Origin of the sequence: Streptomyces blattellae, from assembly GCF_009709555.1 — a bacterium.
GTDB classification, from domain to species: Bacteria; Actinomycetota; Actinomycetes; order Streptomycetales; family Streptomycetaceae; genus Streptomyces; species Streptomyces blattellae.
This window is the reverse complement of record NZ_WJBG01000191.1, coordinates 1-23,796: the sequence shown is the minus strand read 5'-3', so window position 1 is coordinate 23,796 and position 23,796 is coordinate 1. Positions and strand designations below refer to the sequence as shown.

Here is a 23,796-nt window from a genome sequence, read left to right as displayed (position 1 = left end):
AATCGTGTCAACGGGTCGCGTCAACGGCTCGCGTCAACGGGTCGTGTCAACGGCTGCCCGTCAGGTGCGCGAAGACGACCACGTTCCCCTGGTAGCCGGTCGCCCGTGAGTAGCCCCCGCCGCAGGTGATCACCCGTAGCTCGGGCCGGTTCGCCGCCCCGTACACCTTCTTGTCGGGGAAGTCCTTCGCGGCGTACACCTCGACGGCGTCCACGGTGAACACGGCGACCCCGCCGTCGCGCCGGTCCACCTCCACCGTGCTGCCCTTCTTCACGGCGCCGAGCCCGTAGAAGACGGCGGGTCCGTCGGCGTTGTCGACGTGACCGGCGACGATGGCGGTGCCCGTCTCGCCAGGGGTGGTACCGGCCTCGTACCAGCCCGCGAGGTTCTTCTCCCCGGCCGGCGGGACGTCGAGACTGCCGGTCTTCGTGAGCCTGAGGCCCATGAGAGGGGCGTTCACGCGGAGGGACGGGATGCGGATGCGGTCGGGTGGGGAGGGCGGCAGCGGGGATGCGGCGGATTGCGGTACGGACGCTTCGGCGTGTGCTTGGCGGGCCTCTCGGGCGGTCGGCTGCGGAGGGGCGTGCGTCCGGCTGCCGCTGCTCAGCAGCCAGGCGCCGGAGCACAGGGCGGTCGCGGTCACGGTCGCTATGGCGGCGTTCACCATGGCGGCGTTCACTATGGCGGCTTTGCCCAGCTTGCGCATCCCGGCCTCCTGGCCCCTTGAAACCGGACCCGATCCCCCTCCGGGCCGCGAGGGGCGTCGGACCCGGAGGGGGAGGGGACGTGCGGTACCTGCCGACGGACAGCGGAAGGTGTCCGTCAGAACCCGTCGCCTCTCGCCCGGCGATGCAGGAGCCAGGTACCGCCCGCGGCGGCGACGGCCAGAGCCGCGATACCGGCCGCGGTCTGCACGGGATCGGGGCCCAGAGCGCCGCCGACCCCCGTCTTCACGCTTCCTCTGGGGTACACCTGCGCACGGGCCGAGGTCAGCGTGACCACCAGGTCGCCGGTGACCCGCTTGCCGTCCCCGGCGCAGGTCGCGACGATCTCGTACGTCCCCGGCTGCGCGCTCGGCGGCACCCTGAACTGCCCGATGGCGTTCTTCTTGTGGCTGCTCGGCGCGAGCGTGAACGTGCCGGCGCCGACCGCGCTGGCGTCGCCCGCCGCCGTGCCCGTGTCACCACATGCCGTCGTGTTCACCGAGACCTGTCCGCCCGGAATGACGGAAGACGGAAACACCTCCAGGGCGGCGGCGTCCGCCGCGTACGCCGGCACGCCACCCAGGCCCACAACGGCTACGGCAAGTGCGGCACCGGGCAGCAGGCGGGCGGTACGTCGCATCGGCGCTCCCTCGACCTCAAACGGTGGTTTGGTTTCCCTTCCGAGGTAAAGGCCACGAGCCCGGCCGCGCTTCCTGAGCGGGCGCCGGAAATGGTGTGAACGGGGGTGAAACGGTCGGTGCGAACACCTCCCGCGCCGACATTTCAGCAGGTCACCGGCGTGTGCGCGGCAGCCGTCGGTAAAGAACCCGAAGGGTGCGGGACGGGGGTGTGAACGGGTGACCAGGGCCCGACGGGCCGAACCTTGACCTCAAGCAAGGTTGAGATAAGAGCCTGGCTGGCATGCAGCCCAAGTCCACGCCCGAAGCCACGCTTGAAGCCACCCCGACCGCCCCCCTGAACCTGACCCTCGTCATCGGCAGCAACCGCCACGGCCGCTTCGGCCCGGTCGTGGCCGACTGGCTCCTCGACCGCATCCGGGACCATGACGACCTCGTCCCCCAGGTCGTGGACGTAGCCGAGATCTCCCTCCCGACCTCCCTCGCCCCGACCCCGCAGGCCACCGCCGAACTGTCCACGGTCACCCCGAAACTCGCGACCGCCGACGCGTTCGTCGTCCTCACCCCCGAGTACAACCACTCCTACCCGGCCGGCCTCAAGAACCTCATCGACTGGCACTTCACCGAATGGCGTGCCAAGCCGGTGGCCCTCGTGTCATACGGCGGTCTGGCGGGGGGCCTGCGCGCCGTCGAACACCTCCGCCAGGTCTTCGCCGAACTCCATGCCGTGACGATCCGCGACACGGTGTCCTTCCACAACGCGGGTGCCTCTTTCGACGACGACGGGCGCCTGAAGGATCCATCCGGGGCGGATGCGGCGGCGAAGGGGATGCTGGATCAGCTGGTGTGGTGGGGGAGGGCGTTGCGGGAGGCGAAGGGGCGGTGGCCGTATACGGGGTAGTCGCCCCGGCCATTGGGCAGCCGCCCCTCCAGAACGACCCCCGGCCCGTAGGCGAACTTCTCTCGTCACCATCCGCACCGGGTCGCCGCGGACCCGGCCCTCGGCGCCGCGATCCTGGGCTCGCTGCACTCCTCCGGCTTAGCTTGGGGCGGTGTCGGTGACGAACTGCTCTCAGGGCGGCGCCAGTTGTGCGCTGCTCGCCCTTGCCGGAGGCGACTGGCACGGCCGTCCCCAAAGAGCCTCAAGGGATCGAAGGCGCCCTTCGATACGACTGCCTTGACTGCACCCCGTTCCCCCAAAGCGTCACCCTCGCCCGCCGCCGAGCCCACCGTCTCCTCACCGACTGGGCCACCCCGAACTCGCTGCCGACGCGACCCTGTTGGTTTCCGAACCAGGCGGCGACGCCGTCCTCCACGGATGCCTGTGCGACCGGCTCTTCCGCGTCGAACATCGACTGAGCGGCCCCGCGAATCGGCTGCCGGGCCGTGTGTCAGAAGCGCGCGTCACAACCAGCCCACGTCCACCACACCCCAAGCCGCCACTGGATGCCGGAGGTCGGGCGCGACGTGCGGCGTCCTTGCGAGAATCGTGTCCGTGAGACCCGCGAGACTCCCGTTCTTCGTCTACGGCACACTCCGCCCCGGCGAGCCCAACCACGACCTCTTCCTGCACGGCCGTACCGAGGCGGAGGAGCCGGGGCGGCTCACGGGGGCGGTGCTGTATGACGGGCCCGGCTATCCGTACGCCGTGGAACAGATCGGCGACGGTGTGGTGTACGGCGAACTGGTCACCGCCCGGGCCGAGGTCTACGGCGAACTCCTCGCCGCCCTGGACCGGTTGGAGGAGTACAGGCCCGGCGACCCGCGCAGCCTCTACGAGCGCGTCGCACGTGAGGTGATGCGGGACGCGGACGGCGCCGTCGTACGCGCCTGGGTGTATGTCGCGGCGCCCGCGGTCGCCGTACGGCTGCGGGCGCGCGGGACGCTCATCGAGGGCGGCGACTGGCCCGCCGCCCGGCGCTGAACGGCGACTACGGCTGCACCGTCTCCAGCCGGACCGCGCACGCCTTGAACTCGGGCATCCGCGACGTCGGGTCCAGCGCCGGGTTCGTCAGCGTGTTCGCGCGGCCCTCGCCCGGCCAGTGGAAGGGCATGAAGACGGTGTCCGGGCGGATCGTCGTCGTGATCCGCGCGGGGGCCACCGCCCTGCCCCGCCGGGACACCACTGCCACCGGGTCGCCCTCCGCCGCCCCGAGCCGCTCGGCAAGGCGCGGGTGCAGCTCCACGAACGGTCCCGGCGCCGCGGCGTTCAGCTCGTCCACGCGGCGGGTCTGGGCGCCGGACTGGTACTGGGCGACGACCCGGCCGGTCGTCAGCAGGACCGGGTACTCGTCGTCCGGCTCCTCCGCGGTCGCCCGGTGCGAGACGGGGACGAAGCGGGCCCGGCCGTCCTCGGTGGCGAAGCGGTCGAGGAAGAGGCGGGGGGTGCCGGGGTGGTCGCCGGCGGCGGCAGCGGTGTCCGCCGGGATGGGACACGGCCAGAACACCCCGTTCTCCTCCACCAGCCTGCGGTAGGTGATGCCGGAGTAGTCCGCGGGGCCGCCCGCGCTCGCCCGGCGCAGCTCCTCGAAGACCTCCTCGGGGTCGGTCGGGAAGCCCTTCTCCACACCGAGCCGGTCGGCCAGTTCGTGCATCACGTCGAGGTCGCTGCGGATGCCGTCCGGCGGGGTGATCGCCTGGCGACGCAGCAGCACCCTGCCCTCCAGGTTGGTCGTGGTGCCCGTCTCCTCCGCCCACTGGGTGACCGGCAGGACCACGTCCGCGAGTGCCGCCGTCTCCGACAGCACGACATCGCACACCGCGAGGAACTCCAGCGACTTGATGCGCTCCTCGACATGCGCGGCCCGCGGCGCCGACACCACCGGGTTCGAGCCCATCAGCAGCAACGCCCGGATATCCGTGCCCAGCGCGTCCAGCAACTCGTACGCACTGCGCCCCGGCCCCGGCAGCGAGTCCGGGTCCACGCCCCACACCTCCGCCACATGCTGCCGCGCCGCCGGGTCGGTCAGCTTGCGGTAGCCGGGCAGCTGGTCGGCCTTCTGGCCGTGTTCGCGTCCGCCCTGTCCGTTGCCCTGCCCGGTCAGACAGCCGTACCCGGACAGCGGGCGGCCGGCCCGCCCGGTCGCCAGGCACAGGTTGATCCACGCGCCCACCGTGTCGGTGCCCTTGGACTGCTGCTCGGGTCCGCGCGCGGTCAGCACCATCGCGGCCTCGGGCTCGCAGAACATCCGTACGGCTTCGCGGAGTTGGGGCACGTGGACGCCGGTGATCCGCTCCACGTACTCCGGCCAGTGGGCCATCGCGGCGGCCCGCGCGTCCTCCCAGCCGGTCGTGCGCTCGCGGATGTACTCCTCGTCCACCCTGCCCTCGGCGACGACCAGGTGCAGCAGCCCGAGGGCGAGCGCGAGGTCGGTGCCGGGGCGGGGCGCCAGGTGCAGGTCCGCCTGCTCGGCGGTCTTCGTGCGGCGCGGGTCGATGACGATCAGCGTGCCGCCGTTCTCACGCAGCTCGGTGAAGAACCGCAGTGACGGCGGCATCGTCTCCGCGAGGTTCGAGCCGACGAGGATCACGCAGCCGGTCTTCGGGATGTCCTCCAGGGGGAAGGGGAGCCCGCGGTCGAGACCGAACGCCTTCGTGCCCGCGGCTGCCGCCGAGGACATGCAGAAGCGCCCGTTGTAGTCGATCTGGGAGGTGCCCAGCACCACCCGCGCGAACTTGCCGAGTGTGTACGCCTTCTCGTTGGTCAGTCCGCCGCCGCCGAAGACCCCGCACGCGTCCGGACCATGTTCCGCGCGCGTGCGGGACAGCCCCTCGGCGATCCGGCCGAGCGCCTCGTCCCAGGTGGCGGGCTTAAGGACACCGGCGTTCCGGACGAGCGGGGAGGTCAGGCGGACGCTCGATGACAGCACCGCGGGCGCGGTACGGCCCTTGCCGCACAGCGCGCCCCGGTTCACCGGGAAGTCCGGGCGCTCGACCACCGTGACGCCCCCGTCCTGCTCGGGCGTGAGATTCATTCCGCACTGCAGGGCGCAGTACGGGCAGTGGGTGGGCGTCACGGTGTTCTGCATACCGTCCAGCCTGCGTCGCACGTGTTACGCACCGCAACGTGTCCCGTTACACGACAGGCACGGGGACCTCCCCGCGCGGGCTCGGGCGGCGTGAGGCGGCGGAAGCGTCGGGCGGGAGGCGCCGCAAGTGTCAGCCGTGAGGTTCCTGTCGTCTTCCTATACAACAGCTGTCGAAGTGCTAGCAGTCGACTCGTGTGCCTTGTTTTGCCGGTGTTGCGATCTACGTTGAATGCGAAAGCAGACGGGCCGCCACCGCACCGCGGTGTCGCGGTCAGTGAACTCGCATGGCGTTCGATATATCGAACGTGCCACGTTCAGTCGCTCGACGCACCTTCCCCCCAACCGCCAGGAGGTCTGTGAAGCATGCCCCTGAGCCATCTATCTCCCCAAGACAGGGCGTTGTTCTGGCAGTTCGGCCAAGGCCCTGAGGTCCCGGTCCCGGACACCTTCGTCCACCGCGCCGTCGAACGACGGGCCGCCGCCGCGCCGGACGCCGTCGCCGCCGAGCACCAGGGCACGACGATCACCTACGGCGAGCTGAACCGTCGTGCCGACGGGCTCGCGGCCAGACTCGTACGGGAAGGCGTACGGCCCGGCGACCACGTCGGCCTCTTCGTACGCCGCTCCATACCGATGCTCGTCGGACTGCTCGGCACGCTGAAGGCCGGCGCCGCGTACGTCCCGCAGGACATCTGCCTCGCCCCTGCCGCCCAGCTGCGGCACGTCATCCGTACCGCCGGGACCCGGGTGGTCCTCACACAGTCGGAGTACACGCCGCTGGTGCCGCTGCCTGACGCCGGACACCGGCTGATCACGCTCGACGACGACGATCTCGCCCAGCGAGGACCGGTCCCTCCGGGGCGGTCGGTACGCATCGACGGGCGGCCCGTACGCATCGACGGGCGGTCGGTACGCATCGACGGGCGGCCCGTACCCACCGACGGGCGGCCCGTCCGCCCTGACGACGGCTGCTACGTCCTGTTCACCTCCGGCACCACCGGCCACCCCAACGGCGTGGAGGTCACCCACCGCAACGTCGCCAACATCCTCCTCACCGCCCCCGGCGACCTCGGTATCCGCCCCGGCGACCGGGTCGCCCAACTCCTCAACATCGCCTTCGACATGGCCGCCTGGGAGATCCTCGGCTGCCTCGCCCACGGCGGCACGCTCGTCATCCGCGGCAAGGACATCGCGGCGGCGGCCCGTACGGCGGACGTCCTGATCGCCACGCCGACCGTGCTGTCCGGCATCGACCCGGCGGACTGCCCCCGGGTGCGGACGGTGGCGGTCGCGGGGGAGCCGTGCCCGCGCCCGCTCGCGGACGCCTGGGCCCGGCGGTCCGCCTTCCACAACTCCTGCGGGCCGACGGAGACGACGATCGTCAACACGATGCGCCGCCACCACGTGGACGACCCGCTGCTCACGATCGGCCGCCCCACCCCCAACAACACGGTGTACGTCCTCGACGAGCACCGGCGTGCGCTGCCCATCGGCGAGGTCGGCGAGATGTGGGCCGGCGGCGACTGCGTCTCGGCGGGCTATCTGGACAACGAGGCGCTGAACGCCGAGCGCTACGCCCCCGACCCCTTCCTCGGCGCCGGACGCCGTATGTTCCGCACCCGTGACCTCGGCCGCTGGACCCCGGACGGCGAACTCGAACACCTCGGCCGCACCGACGACCAGGTCAAGGTGCGCGGCTTCCGGGTCGAGCTGGACTCCGTGTCCTCGGTGCTGGAGTCGGTGGCGGGCTGCCGGCGCGCGGTGACCCTGAAGCGGGACGCCCGCACGCTGGTCGCCTTCGTCTGCCCCGCCGACGTCGACCCCGACACCGCCCGCCGCGCGGTCGCCGACGCCCTGCCGTACTACTGCGTCCCCGCCGAGGTGCTGGCACTGCCCTTCCTCCCCGAGACGGACCGCGGCAAGATCGACAAAGCGGCGCTGCTGCGGATGGTCGAGGCGCGGATGGCGGTGGCCCGATGACCACCTCACCTCCGCGGACCCAGCAGGACACCACCGACCTGCCCCCGCTCGTCTCCGGCCCCCGGCGGCTGCTGAAGCACCCGCGCCTGATGCACTACAACCGGCTCGCGGCGCTGGTCATCCTGGCCAACCTCGCCTTTCTGTACGCGGGCTGGCCGCTGTCGACCGAGACCCTCGGCCACGCCGCGCTCGCCAACCTCGCGCTCGCCGTCCTCGTACGACAGCAGTACGTCATCAATCTCTTCTTCCGGCTGGCGACCTGGGCGCCGACGAACTGGCCGCTGAAGATCCGCTGGACGCTGGGGAAGGTGTACCACTTCGGCGGACTGCACGTGGGCGGGGCGCTGGCGGGGACGGGCTGGTTCCTGGCGCTCACGATCAGGACGACCGACGCGCAGCTCAGGGCCGTGGGCTGGACCCTGTTCGCCCTCCTCGCGGTCATCGTCGCCACCGCCCTGCCGCCCTTCCGGTCCCGCCACCACGACCACTTCGAGAAGATCCACCGCTTCGGCGGCTGGACGGCGCTGGCCCTGTTCTGGACGCATACGCTCCTGTCGTCACCGGGGCCCGCGGAACTCACGGTGCTGTCCGTGGTCACCTTCAGCGTCGCCCTGCCCTGGCTGCGGCTGCGCAAGGTCGACGTCCGCCTCGAACGCCCCTCCGGGCATGTCGTACTGGCCCGCTTCGACCATGGCGAGACCCCTTTCGCGGGTTCCTCCACCGCGGTCAGCCGCAGCCCGCTGAAGGAATGGCACTCCTTCGCCAACGTCCCCGCCCCCGGCGAGCCCGGCTTCCGGCTCACCATCTCGCGGGCCGGCGACTGGACTGGCTCGTTCATCGACGACCTGCCGTCCAAGGTGTGGGTGAAGGGCATCACCACGGCCGGGGTCGCCAACATCGAGGTCCTGTTCAAGAAGGTGGTCTACGTCGCGACAGGCAGCGGCATCGGCCCCTGCCTGCCCCATCTCCTCGCCGCGGAGGTCCCCTCCCGTCTGGTCTGGGCCACCCGCGACCCGCGCACGACCTACGGCGACGCTCTCGTCGACGAGATCCTTGCCGTCCAGCCGGACGCGGTCATCTGGGACACCTCCCAGCACGGCAAGCCCGACATGGTGCGCCTCGCCTACGCGGCGTACCGCGACTTCGGGGCCGAGGCGGTGATCTGCATCTCCAACAAGAAGCTCACCTGGCAGGTCGTGCACGGGCTGGAGCGGCGCGGGATTCCGGCGTACGGCGCGATCTGGGACTCGTAACGCCCGCAGAAGGGGAGACCGATGAACAATCTCAAGCTCGAACGGCACGGCCGGGTGGTGACCGTCCGGCTGCACCGCCCGCACGTGCTCAACGCCCTGAACACCGAGCTGCTGACCGAACTCCTCGACGCCCTCCGCCCGTTGGACGCGGACCCGGAGATCGGCTGCCTCGTCGTCACCGGTTCGGAGAAGGTGTTCGCCGCCGGTGCCGACATCAAGGAGATGGCGGGGAAGTCGGCCGTGGAGATGGCGGCGGAGGACTACTTCGCCGCGTGGGAGGAGTTCGCCGACCTCCGCACGCCGAAGATCGCGGCCGTCAACGGGCATGCCCTCGGCGGCGGTTGCGAGCTGGCGATGATGTGCGACCTCGTCATCGCGGGCGAGTCGGCGGTGTTCGGCCAGCCGGAGATCAAGCTCGGAGTGATCCCGGGCATAGGCGGCACCCAGCGCCTGACCCGCCTGGTCGGGCGGGCCAAGGCGATGGACCTGATCCTGACCGGCCGCACCATGGACGCACGGGAGGCCGGAGACTGCGGTCTCGTCTCCCGTGTCGTCCCGGACGACCGGGTCCTGCCGGAGGCCCTGGAAGCGGGCGCGACCATCGCCTCCTACGGCCGCGTGGCGGTCACCGCGGCCCGTGAGTGCGTGGACCGGGCCCTGGAAACCGGCCTGAGAGACGGCATCCGCTTCGAACGGCGGGTCTTCCACGCCCTGTTCGCGACCGAGGACCAGAAGGACGGCATGAGCGCGTTCCTGGAGAAACGCGCTCCCCGTTTCACCGGGCGCTAGCCAGGGCCCGCTCCACCCCCGGTTCCTCCGGCCCGAGGACCCGGGGGTCGGGGTCGTTCCACGCGTCCAGTGCCGCCTTCCACGCCGCGAAGATCTCCCGGACGGCCCCGTAGTACCAGACCCCGAAGTGCCGGTCCTCCACTCCCACGCCGTACGACTGCACGCCCGCCTCCTCGCACAGGACCACCGCCCGGCGTATGTGGAAGGTCTGGCTGATGAGCACCGCCCGGTCGACACCGAAGACCTTCTTCGCGCGCACGCACGAGTCCCATGTGTCGTAGCCGGCGTTGTCACTGACGATCCGCGCGGCGGGCACCCCGCGCTCGGTCAGGTAGCTGCGCATGGTGCCCGGCTCGTCGTAGCCCTCCCGCTTGTCACCGCTCACCAGGACGACCTTGATGCGCCCGGTCTCGTACAGCTCCACCGCCGTGTCCAGCCGGCGCGCGAGGTACCGGGAGGGCTCGCCGTTTCGCAGGCCTGCTCCGAAGACGACGGCCACGTCGGTGCGCGGCACGTTCTCGACGGTGTGCAGCCGGCCGTCCGCGGACGTGAACATCCACGTCGCCGGGAGCAGCCCCAGCACGCTCAGCAGCATCACCAGTTGCAGGGCCCGCCGCTGACCGGCACGCGTCTGCGGCAGCCGCGGCCGGGGGAGACGGAGGCCGGCCGGCCTCCGGAGCTTCGGGCGCGGCAGGTGCATGAGGGCGGTCTCCCTGGTTCGGCCGGGCGCAGATGTCCGGCGGGTTCATGTTTCCGGGCGGTTTCCGTCGGCTCGACGTCGGCTGACGTCGGCTCGGTGTCGGCTCGACAGTTCCGCTGCTTCGACCAACGAAGACGCCACGCAGGGTGATCCGGTTGACTGCCCCAACGTGACCAGCTTCACTCCCGGTGAACGAAATCGCAGGTCACCGCTCCTCACACACAGCGGTGGACCGACCGTGAACCCCTGGAAAACACCCGTCATTCCCGTGCAACGGGGAGGCAATCTCAGCTCGCCACCATCGATCCATGACGGCGACGAGTAAGACGAGCAAGTCGGACGCTCCTCGCGACCACCTCGACAGTACGGCGCACCTCATGAACCGGATCAGCAGCCAGCTCGCCAGTCAGCTCAGCCTTGTCTCGCTCGACGGCAGCCGACGACCCGAGCCCCCCGCGCTCGTCGTCGTGGCCCACGGCAGCCGCGACCCGCGCACCCTGCGCACGGTCACCGCCCTTCTCGACCGCGTCCGCGAGCTGCGCCCCGGCCTGCCCGTCCACCTCGGTCACATCGAGCTCAACGAGCCCCTGCTCCCGGACACACTGGCGTCCCTGGGCAACGCGGAGGCGGTCCTGGTCCCGCTGCTGCTGTCCCGCGGCTACCACGTGAAACGGGACATCCCCGAGATGGCCGCCGCCGCCCCGGCACGCACCCGAGTGGCCGCCGCCCTCGGCCCGCACCCCCTCCTCGTGGACGCCCTGCACGACCGTCTGGTCGACGCGGGCTGGCGCAAGGACGCACAGCGGACCGGAGTGGTCCTGGCCGCGGCGGGCTCCCGGGACCCCCAGTCGGCGACGGACACCGGCCGTACGGCACAGCTGCTGGCCGACCGCTTGGGCGTACCGGTGATCCCCGCGTACGCGTCGGCGGCGAGGCCCACGGTCCAGGAAGCCGTACACGCGCTCACCGCCCGAGGCCGCCGCCACATTGCCGTGGCCTCCTACTTCACGGCCCCCGGCTACTTCGCCACCCAGTGCGCACAGGCGGCTCCCTGGATCGCGTCGGCCCCGCTGGGCACCCACCCGGCGATGGCCCGCCTGGTCCTGCACCGCTACGACCAGGCACTGGCTACGCAGGCCGCTGCCAGCCACAGACAACCCGCACTCGTCCCGTAACGGAACCCGGCACCGGCAAGGGCGCACTCCGTTCGCCACCCCCTGCCCTTACTGTCGAGGCATGCCGTACGACCTGCAGTCAACCGAACGCTGGGCCCCCGAACCGGACAAGCGCCCCGGCCGAACCGCCTTCCAGCGCGACCGCGCCCGCATCCTGCACTCCGCCGCGCTCAGAAGGCTCGCCGGCAAAACCCAGGTCGTCACCCCAGGAGCGAGCAGCCAGGTCTGGGACGCCAGTCCCCGCACCCGGCTCACGCACTCCCTCGAATGCGCCCAGGTCGGCCGCGAACTGGGCGCAGCCCTCGGCTGTGACCCCGACCTGGTGGAGGCCGCCTGTCTCTCCCACGACCTCGGCCACCCCCCGTTCGGCCACAACGGCGAACAGGCCCTCAACGAATTCGCGGAAGACTGCGGCGGCTTCGAGGGCAACGCCCAGTCCCTCCGCCTCCTCACCCGCATCGAGCCCAAACGGTTCACCCCCGAGGGATCGGTCGGCCTCAACCTGACCCGAGCCGCCCTGGACGCGGCCACCAAGTACCCCTGGCCCCGCGGAGCCCACCCCACGGACCCCACGTCCCCGAAGTTCGGCGTCTACGAGGACGACCGCCCCGTCTTCGACTGGTTCCGCAAGGACGCCCCCGGCACCCGCACCTGCTTCGAGGCCCAGGTCATGGACTGGTCCGACGACGTGGCGTACTCCGTCCACGACGTGGAAGACGGCCTGCACGCCGGCCACATCGACCCCAACTGCCTGCACGCCGAGCCGGAACGGCAGGCGGTCTTCACGGTCGCCCTCGGCCGCTACGTCCCCTCGGACACCGATCCCGCGGAACTGGCCGAGGCCCTCGACCGCCTCCTGGACGAGGACTGGTGGCCGCACGGCTACGACGGCACGGCGGTGGCCCAGGCCCGGCTCAAGGACGCCACCAGCCAGCTCATCGGCCGCTTCTGCCTCGCCGCGGAGGCGGCCACCCGCGCCGCGTACGGGGCCGGCCGCCTCACGAGATACGACGCCGAACTGGTCGTACCGCGCGAGGTCCGCCTCGAATGTGCCGTCCTCAAGGCGGTCGCCGACCGGTACGTCATGCAGCGCGCCGAACAGGAACGGCTCCGCGCCGACCAGCGCATCGTGGTCGCGGAACTCGCCGACGCGCTCACCGCCCGCGCGCCCGACGGACTCGACCCCCAGTTCCGCGCCCTGTTCGACCGGGCACCCGACGACCGCGCCCGCAAACGGGTGATCGTCGACCAGATCGCGTCGCTCACGGACGCGTCGGCGCGCTCGTTGCACCAGAGGCTCACTGGGCGCCAGTGAGGTGAAACCCGCCCGAATGTGACCCTCCGTGGCCTGTTCGGGTCACTCCCTCTTCCCCCATCACGCTCCGTGCGGGACGCTCGCATGTGGCGGCACCATGCAGTGTTCGACTGGGGGACACCCCCAGACCCCCGAGGAGGCATCAAGTGGTCGACGCGGATCAGACATTCGTCATCGTCGGAGGGGGACTGGCCGGCGCGAAGGCGGCCGAGACGCTCCGAGCGGAAGCCTTCACCGGCCGCGTGATACTGATCTGCGACGAACGCGACCACCCGTACGAGCGCCCGCCCCTCTCCAAGGGCTATCTGCTCGGCAAGGAGGAGCGCGACAGCGTCTTCGTGCACGAGCCCGCCTGGTACGCCCGCAACGACATCGAGCTGCACCTCGGCCAGACCGTCGACGCCATCGACCGTACGGCGAAGACGGTCCGCTTCGGCGAGGACGGCACCGTCGTGCGCTACGACAAGCTGCTCCTCGCTACCGGCGCCGAGCCCCGCCGCCTGGACATCCCCGGCACGGACCTCGCGGGCGTCCACCACCTGCGCCGCCTCGCCCACGCCGAACGCCTCAAGGGCGTCCTGACCTCCCTCGGCCGCGACAACGGCCACCTCGTCATCGCCGGCGCCGGCTGGATCGGCCTGGAGGTCGCGGCGGCGGCCCGGGAGTACGGCGCCGAGGTCACCGTCGTCGAACCGGAACCGACCCCGCTGCACGGCGTCCTCGGCCCCGAACTCGGCAACCTCTTCGCCGAGCTGCACCGCGAGCACGGCGTCCGCTTCCACTTCGGCGCGAGGCTGACGGAGATCACCGGCCAGGACGGCATGGTGCTGGCCGCCCGCACCGACGACGGCGAGGAACACCCCGCGCACGACGTCCTGGCGGCGATCGGGGCGGCCCCGCGGGTCGCCCTCGCGGAGTCGGCGGGGCTCGAAGTCGCCGAGCGCGTCTACGGAGGCGGCGTGATGGTCGACGAACAGCTGCGCACCTCCGACCCCGACATCTACGCCGCGGGCGATGTCGCCGCGTTTCCGCACGCCCTGTTCGACACCCGGGTACGCGTCGAGCACTGGGCCAACGCCCTCAACGGCGGCCCGGCGGCGGCCCGCGCGATGCTCGGCCGGGACGTCACCTACGACAGGGTGCCCTACTTCTTCTCCGACCAGTACGACCTGGGGATGGAGTACTCCGGCTGGGCGCCCCCGGGGGCGTACGACGAAGTGGTGATCCGGGGGGACGCCGGAAAGCGGGAGTTCATCGCGTTCTGGGTGAAGGAGAACCGCGTACTGGCCGGAATGAACGTGAACGTGTGGGACGTCACAGACCCGGTCCAGCAGCTGATTCGTTCCAGGGCACGGGTGGACACGGAGGCGCTCGCCGACCCGCACGTACCGCTCGACAGCCTCATCCCGTAGCCGTCAGGAGGCGTCAGGACCTGTCAGGACTGTCGGCGCACCACCGTAGAATCCACGCGTGGCAGGACGGATCAACGACGAGGACGTGAAGGCGGTACGGGACGCGGTCCCGATCGACGCCGTCGTGTCCGAGTACCTCCAGCTGCGCCCCGCGGGCGGCGGCAACATGAAGGGGCTCTGCCCGTTCCATGACGAGAAGTCACCGTCCTTCCAGGTCAGCCCGAGCAAGGGGCTCTTCCACTGCTTCGGCTGCCAGGAGGGCGGCGACACCATCACGTTCGTGATGAAGGTCGACCACCTTTCCTTCTCCGAGGCGGTCGAGCGCCTCGCCGCCCAGGCCGGCATCACCCTGCGGTACGAGGAGGGCGGCTACAACCCCTCCCACCAGCGCGGCGAACGCATCCGCCTGGTCGAGGCCCACAAGATCGCCGCCCAGTGGTACATCGAGCAGCTCGCCGTCAGCCCGGAGGCCGACACCGGCCGCACGTTCCTCGCCGAGCGCGGCTTCGACCAGTCGGCCGCCGAGCACTTCTCCGTCGGCTACAGCCCCCAGGGCTGGGACCACCTCACCCGCTATCTGCGCGGCAAGGGCTTCACCGACAAGGAACTGCTCCTGTCCGGCCTCTCCCAGGAAGGCCGCCGCGGCCCCATCGACCGCTTCCGCGGCCGTCTGATGTGGCCGATCCGCGACATCGGCGGAGACGTCGTGGGCTTCGGCGCCCGCAAGCTGTACGAGTCGGACAGCGGCCCCAAGTACCTCAACACCCCCGACACGGCGATCTACCGGAAGTCGCAGGTCCTGTACGGCATCGACCTCGCGAAGAAGGACATCGCGAAGGTGAGCCGGGCGGTGGTGGTCGAGGGCTACACGGACGTCATGGCCTGCCACCTCGCCGGCGTCACCACAGCCATCGCCACCTGCGGCACGGCCTTCGGCGGCGAGCACATCAAGATCCTCCGCCGGCTGCTGATGGACAACGGCTCGGCCCGCGTGATCTTCACCTTCGACGGCGACGCGGCCGGCCAGAAGGCGGCCCTGCGCGCCTTCGAGGACGACCAGAAGTTCGCCGCCGAGACGTACATCGCGATCGCGCCCGACGGCATGGACCCCTGCGAGCTGCGCCTGGCCAAGGGCGACGAGGCGGTGGCCGAGCTGGTCGAACCCCGCACGCCCCTCTTCGAGTTCGCGCTCCGCCAGATCGTCGGCCGCTACGACCTCGACACCCCCGCGGGCCGCGCCTCGGCGCTGGACGAGTCCGCCCCCGTCGTGGCCCGCATCAAGAACTCCGGCGCCCAGCACGAGGTCGCCGTCCAGCTCGCGGGCATGCTCGGCATCCTCGACACGCAGTTCGTGGTCAGGCGGGTCGCCCAGCTGGCGCGTTGGGCCAGGGACCGCGGCGGCAAGGGCCCGGCCCCCGCCCAGCAGCGCCCCACGCAGACGTACGACACGGTCCGCCCCCCCTCCGGCCCGGCCCTGAACCTCCGCAACCCGGTCTACGCCACCGAACGCGAACTCCTCAAACTCGCCCTCCAGCGCCCCGAGTTGGTCTCCCCGGCCTTCGACGCATACGGCGTCGACGAGTTCACCGCCCCGCCCTACGCCGCCGTACGCCAGACCATCCTCGACGCGGGCGGCGCGGAGTACGGCATCCAGGACCCGCAGGAGTATCTGGTCCGCGTCCGCGAGGCGGCCCCGGACGACGTGGTCCGCGCGATGGTGACGGAACTGGCGGTCGAGGCGATCATGCGCCGCACCGTCGACGAGGTCTACGCCGGCGACCAGCTCGTCATGGTCCGCCGCCGCGCCGTCGACCGCCGTATCCAGGAGATCCAGGGCACGCTGACCCGCTTGGCGAACGGCGGCGACCCGGCCCGACTGGCGGCCGTGCAGAACGAGTTGTGGGTGCTTCAGCAGTACGGGCAGGCGTTGCGGGAGCGGGGGGTGGCGGCGCTTTAGCCCTCCGGGGCGGGGGGGTCGATGCCGAGGTGGTTCATGATCGCGCCGACCGCTGTCGCGAGGCGTTCCAGGTTCTTGCCGTGCTCAACCTGCCCCACCACGAGCGCGCCCAGCAGCTCACTGTGCTGCTGCAACGTCCTGCCTTGCTCCAGCTGCGTGTCCCGCAACGCCCGGATCACCTGCATATCGGCCCGCCGCTGCTGCTGAAGCGCGGCCACGTCCCGATCGGAGCCCACGGCAAGGTTGTGGGTCGTGACCTGCTGCGCGATGGCCTCGTCCACCCGTGCCTCCAGCGCCTCAAGACGACGCCGCAGCTCCTCGATCTCGCTCATGCTCTCCATCCTGCCCCAGTTCAGCGGGTCCCAGTGTCTTCGGCCAACAATCCGATGGTCAAACGACCCGAGTAACCGACCGGTCACGCACCGGGCGCAAAAAGTCACCGCACGCCCCTCGTGGCGGCGATGTGTCGTACTCCACACTGGGTTCCGGTGCCTGAGTCCTCGGAGCGCGGCCGATCCGTTCCCAACGGGTCCCACACCCCCGCGGTTCCGCTCATCGCGTACGGGACGGACAGCGGCGTGGCCGCCGACTCCGCCCCCGAAGCAGCGCTGCCGCTCACCTCGGCAGCGATCATCCTGGAGGTCGCCCCCGTGCAGACCCAGACCCTGACCCAGACCGACAGCACGGAGCCGGACGCGGAGACCGGCGTGCTCGTCGCCGTCCCTCCGCAGAGCCGCGCCGCGCACCACCCCGAGGCGGAGCCGGAGGCCTCGCAGGAACCGGCGGAACCCGAGCCCGTGGCCGTGGAACTTCCGCGCGGCCGGACCGACACCAGCGGCCCGTCCTCGGACCTGTTCCGCCAGTACCTCCGCGAGATCGGCCGCATCCCCCTCCTCACCGCGGCCGAGGAGGTCGAACTGGCCCGCCGTGTCGAGGCCGGCCTGTTCGCCGAGGAGAAGCTCGCCGGCGCCCCCGACCTGGACAGCCAGCTCGCCCTCGACCTGGACAGACTGGTCGTCATGGGCCGTATGGCCAAGCGCCGCCTCATCGAGGCGAACCTGCGGCTCGTCGTGTCCGTCGCCAAACGGTACGTCGGCCGCGGGCTGACCATGCTCGACCTCGTCCAGGAGGGAAACCTCGGACTCATCCGCGCCGTCGAGAAGTTCGACTACGCCCGCGGCTACAAGTTCTCCACGTACGCCACGTGGTGGATCCGCCAGGCCATGTCCCGCGCCCTCGCCGACCAGGCCCGCACGATCCGCGTGCCCGTTCACGTGGTGGAGCTCATCAACCGCGTCGTCCGCGTCCAGCGCCGCATGCTCCAGGAGCGGGGCTACGAACCCACCCCGGAAGAGGTGGCCGCCCACCTCGACCTCCCGCCCGAGCGCGTCAGCGAGGTCCTGCGGCTGGCCCAGGAACCGGTGTCGTTGCACGCGCCGGTGGGCGAGGAGGACGACGTGGCTCTGGGCGACCTGATAGAGGACGGGGACGCGGCGAGCCCGGTGGAGTCGGCGGCGTTCCTGCTGCTGCGGGAGCACCTGGAGGCGGTCCTCTCCACCCTCGGCGAACGCGAACGCAAGGTCGTACAACTGCGTTACGGCCTCGCGGACGGCCGCCCCCGCACCCTGGAGGAGATCGGCCGCATCTTCGGCGTGACGAGGGAACGCATCCGCCAGATCGAGTCGAAGACCCTGAACAAGCTGCGTGACCACGCGTTCGCAGATCAGCTGAGGGGATATCTCGACTGACGTAGCTGACGTAGCTGACGTAGCTGACGTAGCTGACGTAGCTGACGTAGCTGCGGGCATGCGTGCCGCCCGGGGCGGCACGGGTGGGCGCGGCGGCACCCCGTCGCGCCGGGCTGCGCCCCGCCCCCCCCGCCCCAGCCCAGCGCACCCGCTCAGTCCACCTCAGCCACCGCCTGCGCGAACTGCGCCTTGTAAAGCCGCGCATAAGCCCCGCCGGCCGACAACAGCTCCCCGTGCGCCCCCTGTTCCACGATCGCCCCGTTCTCCATCACCAGAATCGTGTCGGCATCCCGAATCGTCGACAGCCGATGCGCGATCACGAACGACGTACGCCCGTGCGCCAGTTTCGCCATCGCCTTCTGGATCAGCACCTCGGTCCGGGTGTCCACGGAACTCGTCGCCTCGTCCAGCACCAGGATCACCGGATCGGACAGGAACGCCCGCGCGATGGTGATCAGCTGCTTCTCACCGGCGCTGACCCCCGCCCCCTCGTCGTCGATCACGGTGTCGTACCCGTCGGGCAGGGTCCGGACGAACCGGTCCGCGTGCGCCGCCCGCGCCGCCTCCTCGATCTCGCCCCGGGTGACCTCCCGGGACGCGCCGTAGGCGATGTTCTCGGCGATGGTCCCGCCGAACAGCCAGGTGTCCTGGAGCACCATGCCGATCCCGGCGCGCAGTTCGTCCCGGGACATACGGGCGATGTCGACGCCGTCCAGGGTGATCCGCCCGCCGGAGACGTCGTAGAACCGCATGAGCAGGTTGACCAGCGTGGTCTTGCCCGCGCCGGTCGGTCCGACGATCGCGACCGTGTGCCCGGGTTCGACCTTGAGGGAGAGGTCCTCGATGAGCGGCTTCTCGGGGTCGTAGCGGAAGGACACATGCTCCAGCGCCACCCGCCCGCGCAGTTCCGCGGGCCGCTCGCCCGGCACCGGATCGGCCTCCTGCTCCTCGGCGTCGAGGAGTTCGAAGACCCGCTCGGACGACGCGACCCCGGACTGCACGAGGTTCGCCATCGACGCGACCTGCGTGAGCGGCATCGAGAACTGGCGGGAGTACTGGATGAAGGCCTGCACGTCCCCGATGGACAGCGCACCGGACGCGACCCGCAGACCGCCCACCACCGCGACCAGCACGTAGTTGAGGTTCGACACGAACATCATCAGCGGCTGCATGATCCCGCTGTTGAACTGCGCCCGGAACGCGGCCTCGTACAAGGCGTGGTTCTGCTCGGCGAACTGCTGTGCCGACTCGTCCTGCCGCCCGAACACCTTCACCAGCGTGTGCCCGGTGTACATCTCCTCGATGTGCGCGTTGAGCTTGCCGGTCGACCGCCACTGCTGCACGAAGTGCGGCTGCGACCGCTTCCCGACCCGGGTGGCGACGGCGTACGACAGCGGCACGGTCACCAGCGCCACCAGCGCCAGGATCCAGGACACCCAGAACATCATCGCGAGCACGCCGATGATGGTGAGCACGGAGTTGATGAGCTGGCCCATCGACTGCTGGAGCGTCTGCCCGATGTTGTCGATGTCGTTGGTGGCGCGGGACAGCACCTCACCGCGCTGCCGCTTGTCGAAGTACGACAGCGGCAGCCGCGACAGCTTCGTCTGCACGTCCTCGCGCATCCGGTACATCGTCCGGTTCACGGAACGGTTCACCAGCCGCGTCGCCACCAGCATCAGCAGCCCCGCCGCCGCGAACACGGCCAGCGCGAGCAGCAGTACGGAGCCGACCGCACCGAAGTCGACGCCCTCGCCCGGCGTGAAGTCCGTACTGCGGAGCATGTCGGCGACCGAGCCGTCCCCCCGCTCCCGCATGGACTCAAGCACCTGCTCCTTGCTGGACCCCGCCTGGAACTGCCGCCCGACGATGCCCGCGAAGACGAGGTCGGTCGCCGTGCCGAGGATCTTCGGCCCGACCACCGACAGGCCCACGCTCGCCACCACGCACAGCAGCAGCGCGTAGATCGTGAACCGCTCCGGCCGGAACCGGGCGATGAGCCGCTTGCCCGACCCCTTGAAGTCCATGGAGCGGTGCTCGGGTCCCGTCCCGGCCATCATCCGCCCTGCAGGCCCGGCCATCAGGCAGCCTCCGCTTCCGTCAGCTGGGAGAGCACGATCTCCCGGTAGGTCTCGTTGTCCGCCATCAACTCGTGGTGCCGGCCCGTGCCGACCACCCGCCCTTCGTCGAGTACGACGATCCGGTCCGCGTCCCGGATGGTCGCCACCCGCTGGGCGACGATCACGACGGTCGCCTCGGCGGTCTCCCGGGCGAGCGCGGCACGCAGCGCCGCGTCGGTCGCGTAGTCGAGCGCGGAGAAGGAGTCGTCGAAGAGGTAGATCTCCGGCCGCTGGACCAGTGTCCGGGCGATCGCGAGCCGCTGCCGCTGACCACCGGAGACGTTCGTCCCGCCCTGCGCGACCGGCGAGTCGAGCCCGCCGTCGAGCCGCTCCACGAACTGCTTGGCCTGCGCCACCTCCAGCGCGTGCCACAGCTCCTCGTCCGTCGCGTCCGGATTGCCGTACCGCAGATTGGTCGCCACCGTGCCCGCGAAGAGATACGGCTTCTGCGGGACCAGCCCGACCGTCGCCGCCAGCAGCTTCGGATCGAGCGACGCCACCTCGACGCCGTCGACGAGCACCTCCCCGTCGGTCGCGTCGAACAGCCGCGGCACCAGCCCGAGCAGCGTGGACTTGCCGCTGCCGGTCGAGCCGATGACGGCGGTGGTCTCGCCGGGCCGGGCCACCAGGTCGACGGCCCTCAGCACCGGCTCCTCGGCACCCGGGTAGCGGAACCCGGCCCCGCGCAGCTCCAGATGCCCGTGCCGGCGCAGTTCCCGCACGGGAGCCACCGGCGGCACCACGGACGAGGACGTGTCCAGCACCTCCTCGATGCGTTCGGCGCAGACCTCCGCGCGCGGCACCATCATGAACATGAAGGTGGCCATCATCACGGACATCACGATCTGCATCAGATAGGCGAGGAACGCCGTCAGATCGCCGATCTCCATCCGCCCGCTGTCGATGCGATGGGCACCGAACCAGACGACCGCGATCGACGACAGGTTCACCACCGTCATCACCATCGGGAACATCACCGCCAGCAGCTTGCCGGTGCCCAGGGACATCTCGGTGAGTTCGGCGTTGGCGTGCCGGAAGCGCTGCTGCTCGTACTCGTCGCGGACGAAGGCGCGGATCACCCGGTTGCCGGTGATCTGCTCGCGCAGCACCCGGTTCACGGTGTCCAGCCGCACCTGCATCGTCCGGAACAGCGGCCGCAGCCGCCGCACGATCAACGTCACGCCGATGCCCAGCACCGGCACCACCGCGACCAGCACGCCGGACAGCGGCACATCGAGGCCGAGCGCCAGCACGATGCCGCCCACGCACATGATCGGCGCCGACACCATCAGCGTGAACGTCATCAGCGCCAGCATCTGCACCTGCTGGACGTCGTTCGTGGTCCGGGTGATCAGCGAGGGCGCCCCGAAGTGCCCGACCTCACGGGCCGAGAAGGACTGCACCCGGTCGAAGACGGCGGCCCGGACGTCGCGGCCGAGCGACGCCGCCGTGCGGGCGCCGTAGTACACGGCACCGATGTTGCAGACGACCTGCACCACCGAGATGCCGATCATCAGGGCGCCGGAGGAAAGGATGTAGCCGGTGTCTCCGCTGACGACACCGTTGTCGATGATGTCCGCGTTCAGCGTGGGCAGGTAGAGGGTGGCGCAGGTCTGCAGGAACTGCAGCAGCACCAGCAGAGTGATGGGTTTCCGGTAGGGCCTGAGATAGGTCCGCAGAAGTCGTATGAGCACGCTAGGTCTCTCGGAGTCGGCGGTGGGGGCGGTGGTTGCCCCTGGCCCCTATCGTCGAACACTCCACCGGTGTTACCTCAACCGATTAAGCCGTCAGCGGTGCTTCATACGGCCTTATGGGTACGGAATAGGTGTGTATCGGGCGGATTCCTACCGGTCCCTTACGTTCCACAACGAGGAACTCACAGCCGGAACGCCCCGGGATGGGTCTGCTCCCGCACCGACACGAACTGCTGCCGCACCGCCTGTCCCACCGCCAGCTCCTCGCCGGGCTCCAGGATCTGCGCGGCCGGCCCCTGCCAGGCCGGCGGGGTGCGCGGATCGAGGGTGCCCTGCGAAGTGCCGAGCGCCCACGCCGCCTGCCGGGCGGCACCGATCGCCCCGTAGTCCGCGGGCTGCGGTACGACGACCTGGGCCCCGAACAGCGCGGGCGCCGCCACCTGCACGGCGGGCAGCTCGGCCGCCGCCCCCAGCAGGAACACCCGCCGCACCTCCACCCCCCGTCCCCGCAGCACATCCAGCGCGTCCGCCAGCCCGCAGAGCATCCCCTCGAACGCCGCCCGCGCCAGATGCTCCGCCTTCATCGACTCCCGCCTGAGCCCCGCGAGGGTCCCGGCGGTGTGCGGCAGACTCGGCGTCCGCTCACCCTCCAGATAGGGGAGGAGTACGAGTCCGTGGGCGCCCGGCGTCGACTTCATCGCCAGGTCCGACAGGCTCTCCAGGTCGGGCAGCCCGAGCAGTTCGGCGGTCCCGCGCAGGGTCCGTACGGCGTTCAGGGTGGTGACGACCGGCAGGTGCATGCCGGTGGCGTCGGCCAGCGAGGTGATCATCCCGGCCTGGTCGACCAGCGCTTCGGGGTGCACGGCCATCACCGACCCGGACGCGCCCAGCGACACCACGGCGTCGCCCAGCCCGATCCCGAGCCCGAAGGCGGCGGCCATGGTCTCGCCGGTCCCGGCGGAGATCAGCAGCCCCTCCGGCGTCGTACCGGCCGCGTCGGACGGCCCGATCACCTCGGGCAGCATCACCTGGTGCCCGAGCGCCAGCTCCACGAGATCACCCCGGTAGGCGCCGGTGACCGCGCACCAGTACCCCGTACCGGAAGCCCCGCCGCGATCCGTCGTCCTGCGCACGGGCCGCCCGAGCAACTGCCACACCAGCCAGTCATGTGCCTGCATGACCACCGCGGTTCGCAGGGCGTGCTCCGGCTCGGTCTTCGCCAGCCACCGCAGCTTGGTCACGGGCTGAGCGGCCTGCGGCACACACCCCACCGCCTGCGCCCACGCCTCACGCCCGCCGAGCGCGTCGACCAGATCCGCCGCCGCGACCTGCGCCCGCTTGTCGCCGCCGACCAGCGCCGGCCGCACGGTGTTGCCCTGGGGGTCCAGCGGGATCACCGCGTTCTGCTGGGCCGACACGCCGATGGCCTGCACGCCTTCGAGGAGACCGCCCCCGGCCGCCTCGCCGAGGGACAGCAGCCAGGCCTGCGGATCGACGTCGGAGGGGCGCGCGCCGCCTTCGGCGCCTTCGACCGGATGCGGGGCGTACCCCTGCCGGAGCACGGCTCCGGTGTCCGCGTCGCAGACGACGATGCGAGTGAAATCGGGCGCACTGTCCAGCCCGGCGACTATCCCCATGACACAAAATTCTGCCGCACGCTCCGCTGTGGTCGAGCCGGGGAGACCGCGGGGGTGCGTGCGGTCTTGCGGGTGCGGATTCGTTGTGGCTGGTCGCGCCCCTCAGGCGGGTCCAGATGACCCGGGTTCATGTGTTGCTCGTGCCCCAGTCGTCCTCTACCGCGCCGTTGGTGTTGCGATCCCGCAGGGAACGGACCCGCTCGGCCACCGAGTCGGGGACATGGACCTTCTCGGTGACCGTGTGGTAGGCCCTGCCGGCGAACTGGCGGCCCTGTTGGGCGGCTGATTCGGCGGTGTTGCGGACGGCGGGGTTCTGGGAGACCTGGCGGGCGGATTTCTTCAGCTGCTCGTAGCGTTCGCGTCCGGCTCGCGTGCCCAGCACATAACCCAGAGCGAGTCCGGCGACGAACGTGAGCCGGTAGCGCATGGCGGCCACCCTTCCTTGACGAGTCCCTGGTGTCGGCGTCGCGCCGGGGGGAACCGATTGGCGGAGCACCCCCCTGCTTGCGCTAATGTATGTGTCGCAGCGAGCGCGCGCCCCCTGGCGAATACCCAGGTGGGTACGTTCGATGCGACGAGGCATTCCTCCGTAGCTCAATTGGCAGAGCAGCCGGCTGTTAACCGGCAGGTTACTGGTTCGAGTCCA

At 70.8% G+C, this 23,796-nt stretch carries 19 protein-coding genes; 10 read left to right on the top strand and 9 right to left on the bottom strand.

The window, feature by feature from the left end; genetic code table 11:
* Positions 1-46: 46 nt before the first annotated feature.
* Complete coding sequence (locus GFH49_RS25240; RefSeq protein ID WP_230396482.1) at positions 47-706, bottom strand: class F sortase; 660 nt, start codon at positions 704-706, stop codon at positions 47-49.
* Between the two features lie 116 nt (positions 707-822).
* Positions 823-1,344 (bottom strand): GVDTG sorting domain-containing protein, encoded by a 522-nt coding sequence (locus tag GFH49_RS25235; protein ID WP_155058372.1) that lies wholly within the window; start codon positions 1,342-1,344, stop codon positions 823-825.
* Positions 1,345-1,625: 281 nt separating this feature from the next.
* Here GFH49_RS25235 and GFH49_RS25230 point away from each other — a divergent pair, with 281 nt between their 5' ends.
* Both GFH49_RS25230 and GFH49_RS25225 read left to right on the top strand, forming a co-directional pair.
* The gene (locus GFH49_RS25230) at positions 1,626-2,243 is read left to right on the top strand and encodes an NADPH-dependent FMN reductase (protein ID WP_155058371.1); all 618 of its coding nucleotides are present in this window, start codon (positions 1,626-1,628) and stop codon (positions 2,241-2,243) included.
* Between the two features lie 594 nt (positions 2,244-2,837).
* Positions 2,838-3,266 (top strand): gamma-glutamylcyclotransferase family protein, encoded by a 429-nt coding sequence (locus GFH49_RS25225; RefSeq protein ID WP_196218123.1) that lies wholly within the window; start codon positions 2,838-2,840, stop codon positions 3,264-3,266.
* A gap of 7 nt (positions 3,267-3,273) precedes the next feature.
* On the opposite strand, the gene GFH49_RS25220 is transcribed toward GFH49_RS25225, so the two are convergent.
* Positions 3,274-5,370 carry a molybdopterin oxidoreductase family protein gene (locus GFH49_RS25220; protein ID WP_155058370.1) on the bottom strand — a complete coding sequence of 699 codons (2,097 nt, stop codon included), beginning with the start codon at positions 5,368-5,370 and terminating at the stop codon, positions 3,274-3,276.
* 363 nt (positions 5,371-5,733) lie between these two features.
* Here GFH49_RS25220 and GFH49_RS25215 point away from each other — a divergent pair, with 363 nt between their 5' ends.
* The 3 genes from GFH49_RS25215 to GFH49_RS25205 are packed head-to-tail and all read left to right on the top strand — an operon-like array spanning position 5,734 to position 9,392.
* Positions 5,734-7,350, top strand: coding sequence for an amino acid adenylation domain-containing protein (locus tag GFH49_RS25215; RefSeq protein WP_155058369.1), 1,617 nt, complete (start codon positions 5,734-5,736; stop codon positions 7,348-7,350).
* Entirely contained in the window at positions 7,347-8,603 is a 1,257-nt protein-coding gene (locus GFH49_RS25210) for an FNR domain-containing protein (RefSeq protein WP_155058368.1), read from the top strand. The genes GFH49_RS25215 and GFH49_RS25210 overlap by 4 nt, the downstream gene beginning before the upstream one ends.
* Positions 8,604-8,624: 21 nt before the next feature.
* Positions 8,625-9,392, top strand: a complete 768-nt coding sequence (locus tag GFH49_RS25205) for an enoyl-CoA hydratase-related protein (protein ID WP_155058367.1) — start codon at positions 8,625-8,627, stop codon at positions 9,390-9,392.
* Here GFH49_RS25205 and GFH49_RS25200 read toward each other — a convergent pair.
* Positions 9,379-10,092, bottom strand: coding sequence for a SanA/YdcF family protein (locus GFH49_RS25200; RefSeq protein WP_155058366.1), 714 nt, complete (start codon positions 10,090-10,092; stop codon positions 9,379-9,381). The genes GFH49_RS25205 and GFH49_RS25200 overlap by 14 nt on opposite strands.
* 308 nt (positions 10,093-10,400) lie before the next feature.
* On the opposite strand from GFH49_RS25200, the gene GFH49_RS25195 reads away from it, so the two are divergent.
* From GFH49_RS25195 to dnaG, 4 genes are all read left to right on the top strand, one after another.
* On the top strand, positions 10,401-11,267 hold the full coding sequence (locus tag GFH49_RS25195; RefSeq protein WP_155058365.1) for a sirohydrochlorin chelatase: 867 nt from the start codon (positions 10,401-10,403) through the stop codon (positions 11,265-11,267).
* Positions 11,268-11,328: 61 nt separating this feature from the next.
* Positions 11,329-12,582 carry a deoxyguanosinetriphosphate triphosphohydrolase gene (locus GFH49_RS25190; protein WP_155058364.1) on the top strand — a complete coding sequence of 418 codons (1,254 nt, stop codon included), beginning with the start codon at positions 11,329-11,331 and terminating at the stop codon, positions 12,580-12,582.
* Between the two features lie 146 nt (positions 12,583-12,728).
* Positions 12,729-13,994 carry an NAD(P)/FAD-dependent oxidoreductase gene (locus tag GFH49_RS25185; protein WP_155058363.1) on the top strand — a complete coding sequence of 422 codons (1,266 nt, stop codon included), beginning with the start codon at positions 12,729-12,731 and terminating at the stop codon, positions 13,992-13,994.
* 58 nt (positions 13,995-14,052) lie between these two features.
* Complete coding sequence (gene dnaG / locus GFH49_RS25180; RefSeq protein WP_155058362.1) at positions 14,053-15,951, top strand: DNA primase; 1,899 nt, start codon at positions 14,053-14,055, stop codon at positions 15,949-15,951.
* Here dnaG and GFH49_RS25175 read toward each other — a convergent pair.
* Complete coding sequence (locus tag GFH49_RS25175; RefSeq protein WP_230396481.1) at positions 15,948-16,283, bottom strand: hypothetical protein; 336 nt, start codon at positions 16,281-16,283, stop codon at positions 15,948-15,950. The genes dnaG and GFH49_RS25175 overlap by 4 nt on opposite strands.
* A gap of 156 nt (positions 16,284-16,439) precedes the next feature.
* Here GFH49_RS25175 and GFH49_RS25170 point away from each other — a divergent pair, with 156 nt between their 5' ends.
* Positions 16,440-17,699, top strand: coding sequence for an RNA polymerase sigma factor (locus GFH49_RS25170; RefSeq protein ID WP_155058361.1), 1,260 nt, complete (start codon positions 16,440-16,442; stop codon positions 17,697-17,699).
* Positions 17,700-17,851: 152 nt separating this feature from the next.
* On the opposite strand, the gene GFH49_RS25165 is transcribed toward GFH49_RS25170, so the two are convergent.
* The 4 genes from GFH49_RS25165 to GFH49_RS25150 all read right to left on the bottom strand — a co-directional run bounded on the left by GFH49_RS25165 (position 17,852) and on the right by GFH49_RS25150 (position 23,577).
* Positions 17,852-19,780, bottom strand: coding sequence for an ABC transporter ATP-binding protein (locus tag GFH49_RS25165; protein WP_155058360.1), 1,929 nt, complete (start codon positions 19,778-19,780; stop codon positions 17,852-17,854).
* A complete protein-coding gene (locus GFH49_RS25160; RefSeq protein ID WP_155058359.1) occupies positions 19,780-21,513 on the bottom strand; it encodes an ABC transporter ATP-binding protein in 1,734 nt (577 codons plus the stop codon). Before GFH49_RS25160 ends, GFH49_RS25165 begins: the two co-directional genes overlap by 1 nt.
* A 182-nt stretch (positions 21,514-21,695) precedes the next feature.
* A complete protein-coding gene (locus tag GFH49_RS25155; protein ID WP_155058358.1) occupies positions 21,696-23,150 on the bottom strand; it encodes a xylulokinase in 1,455 nt (484 codons plus the stop codon).
* 127 nt (positions 23,151-23,277) lie between these two features.
* The gene (locus GFH49_RS25150; protein ID WP_155058357.1) at positions 23,278-23,577 is read right to left on the bottom strand and encodes a YtxH domain-containing protein; all 300 of its coding nucleotides are present in this window, start codon (positions 23,575-23,577) and stop codon (positions 23,278-23,280) included.
* Between the last annotated feature and the right edge of the window lie 219 nt (positions 23,578-23,796).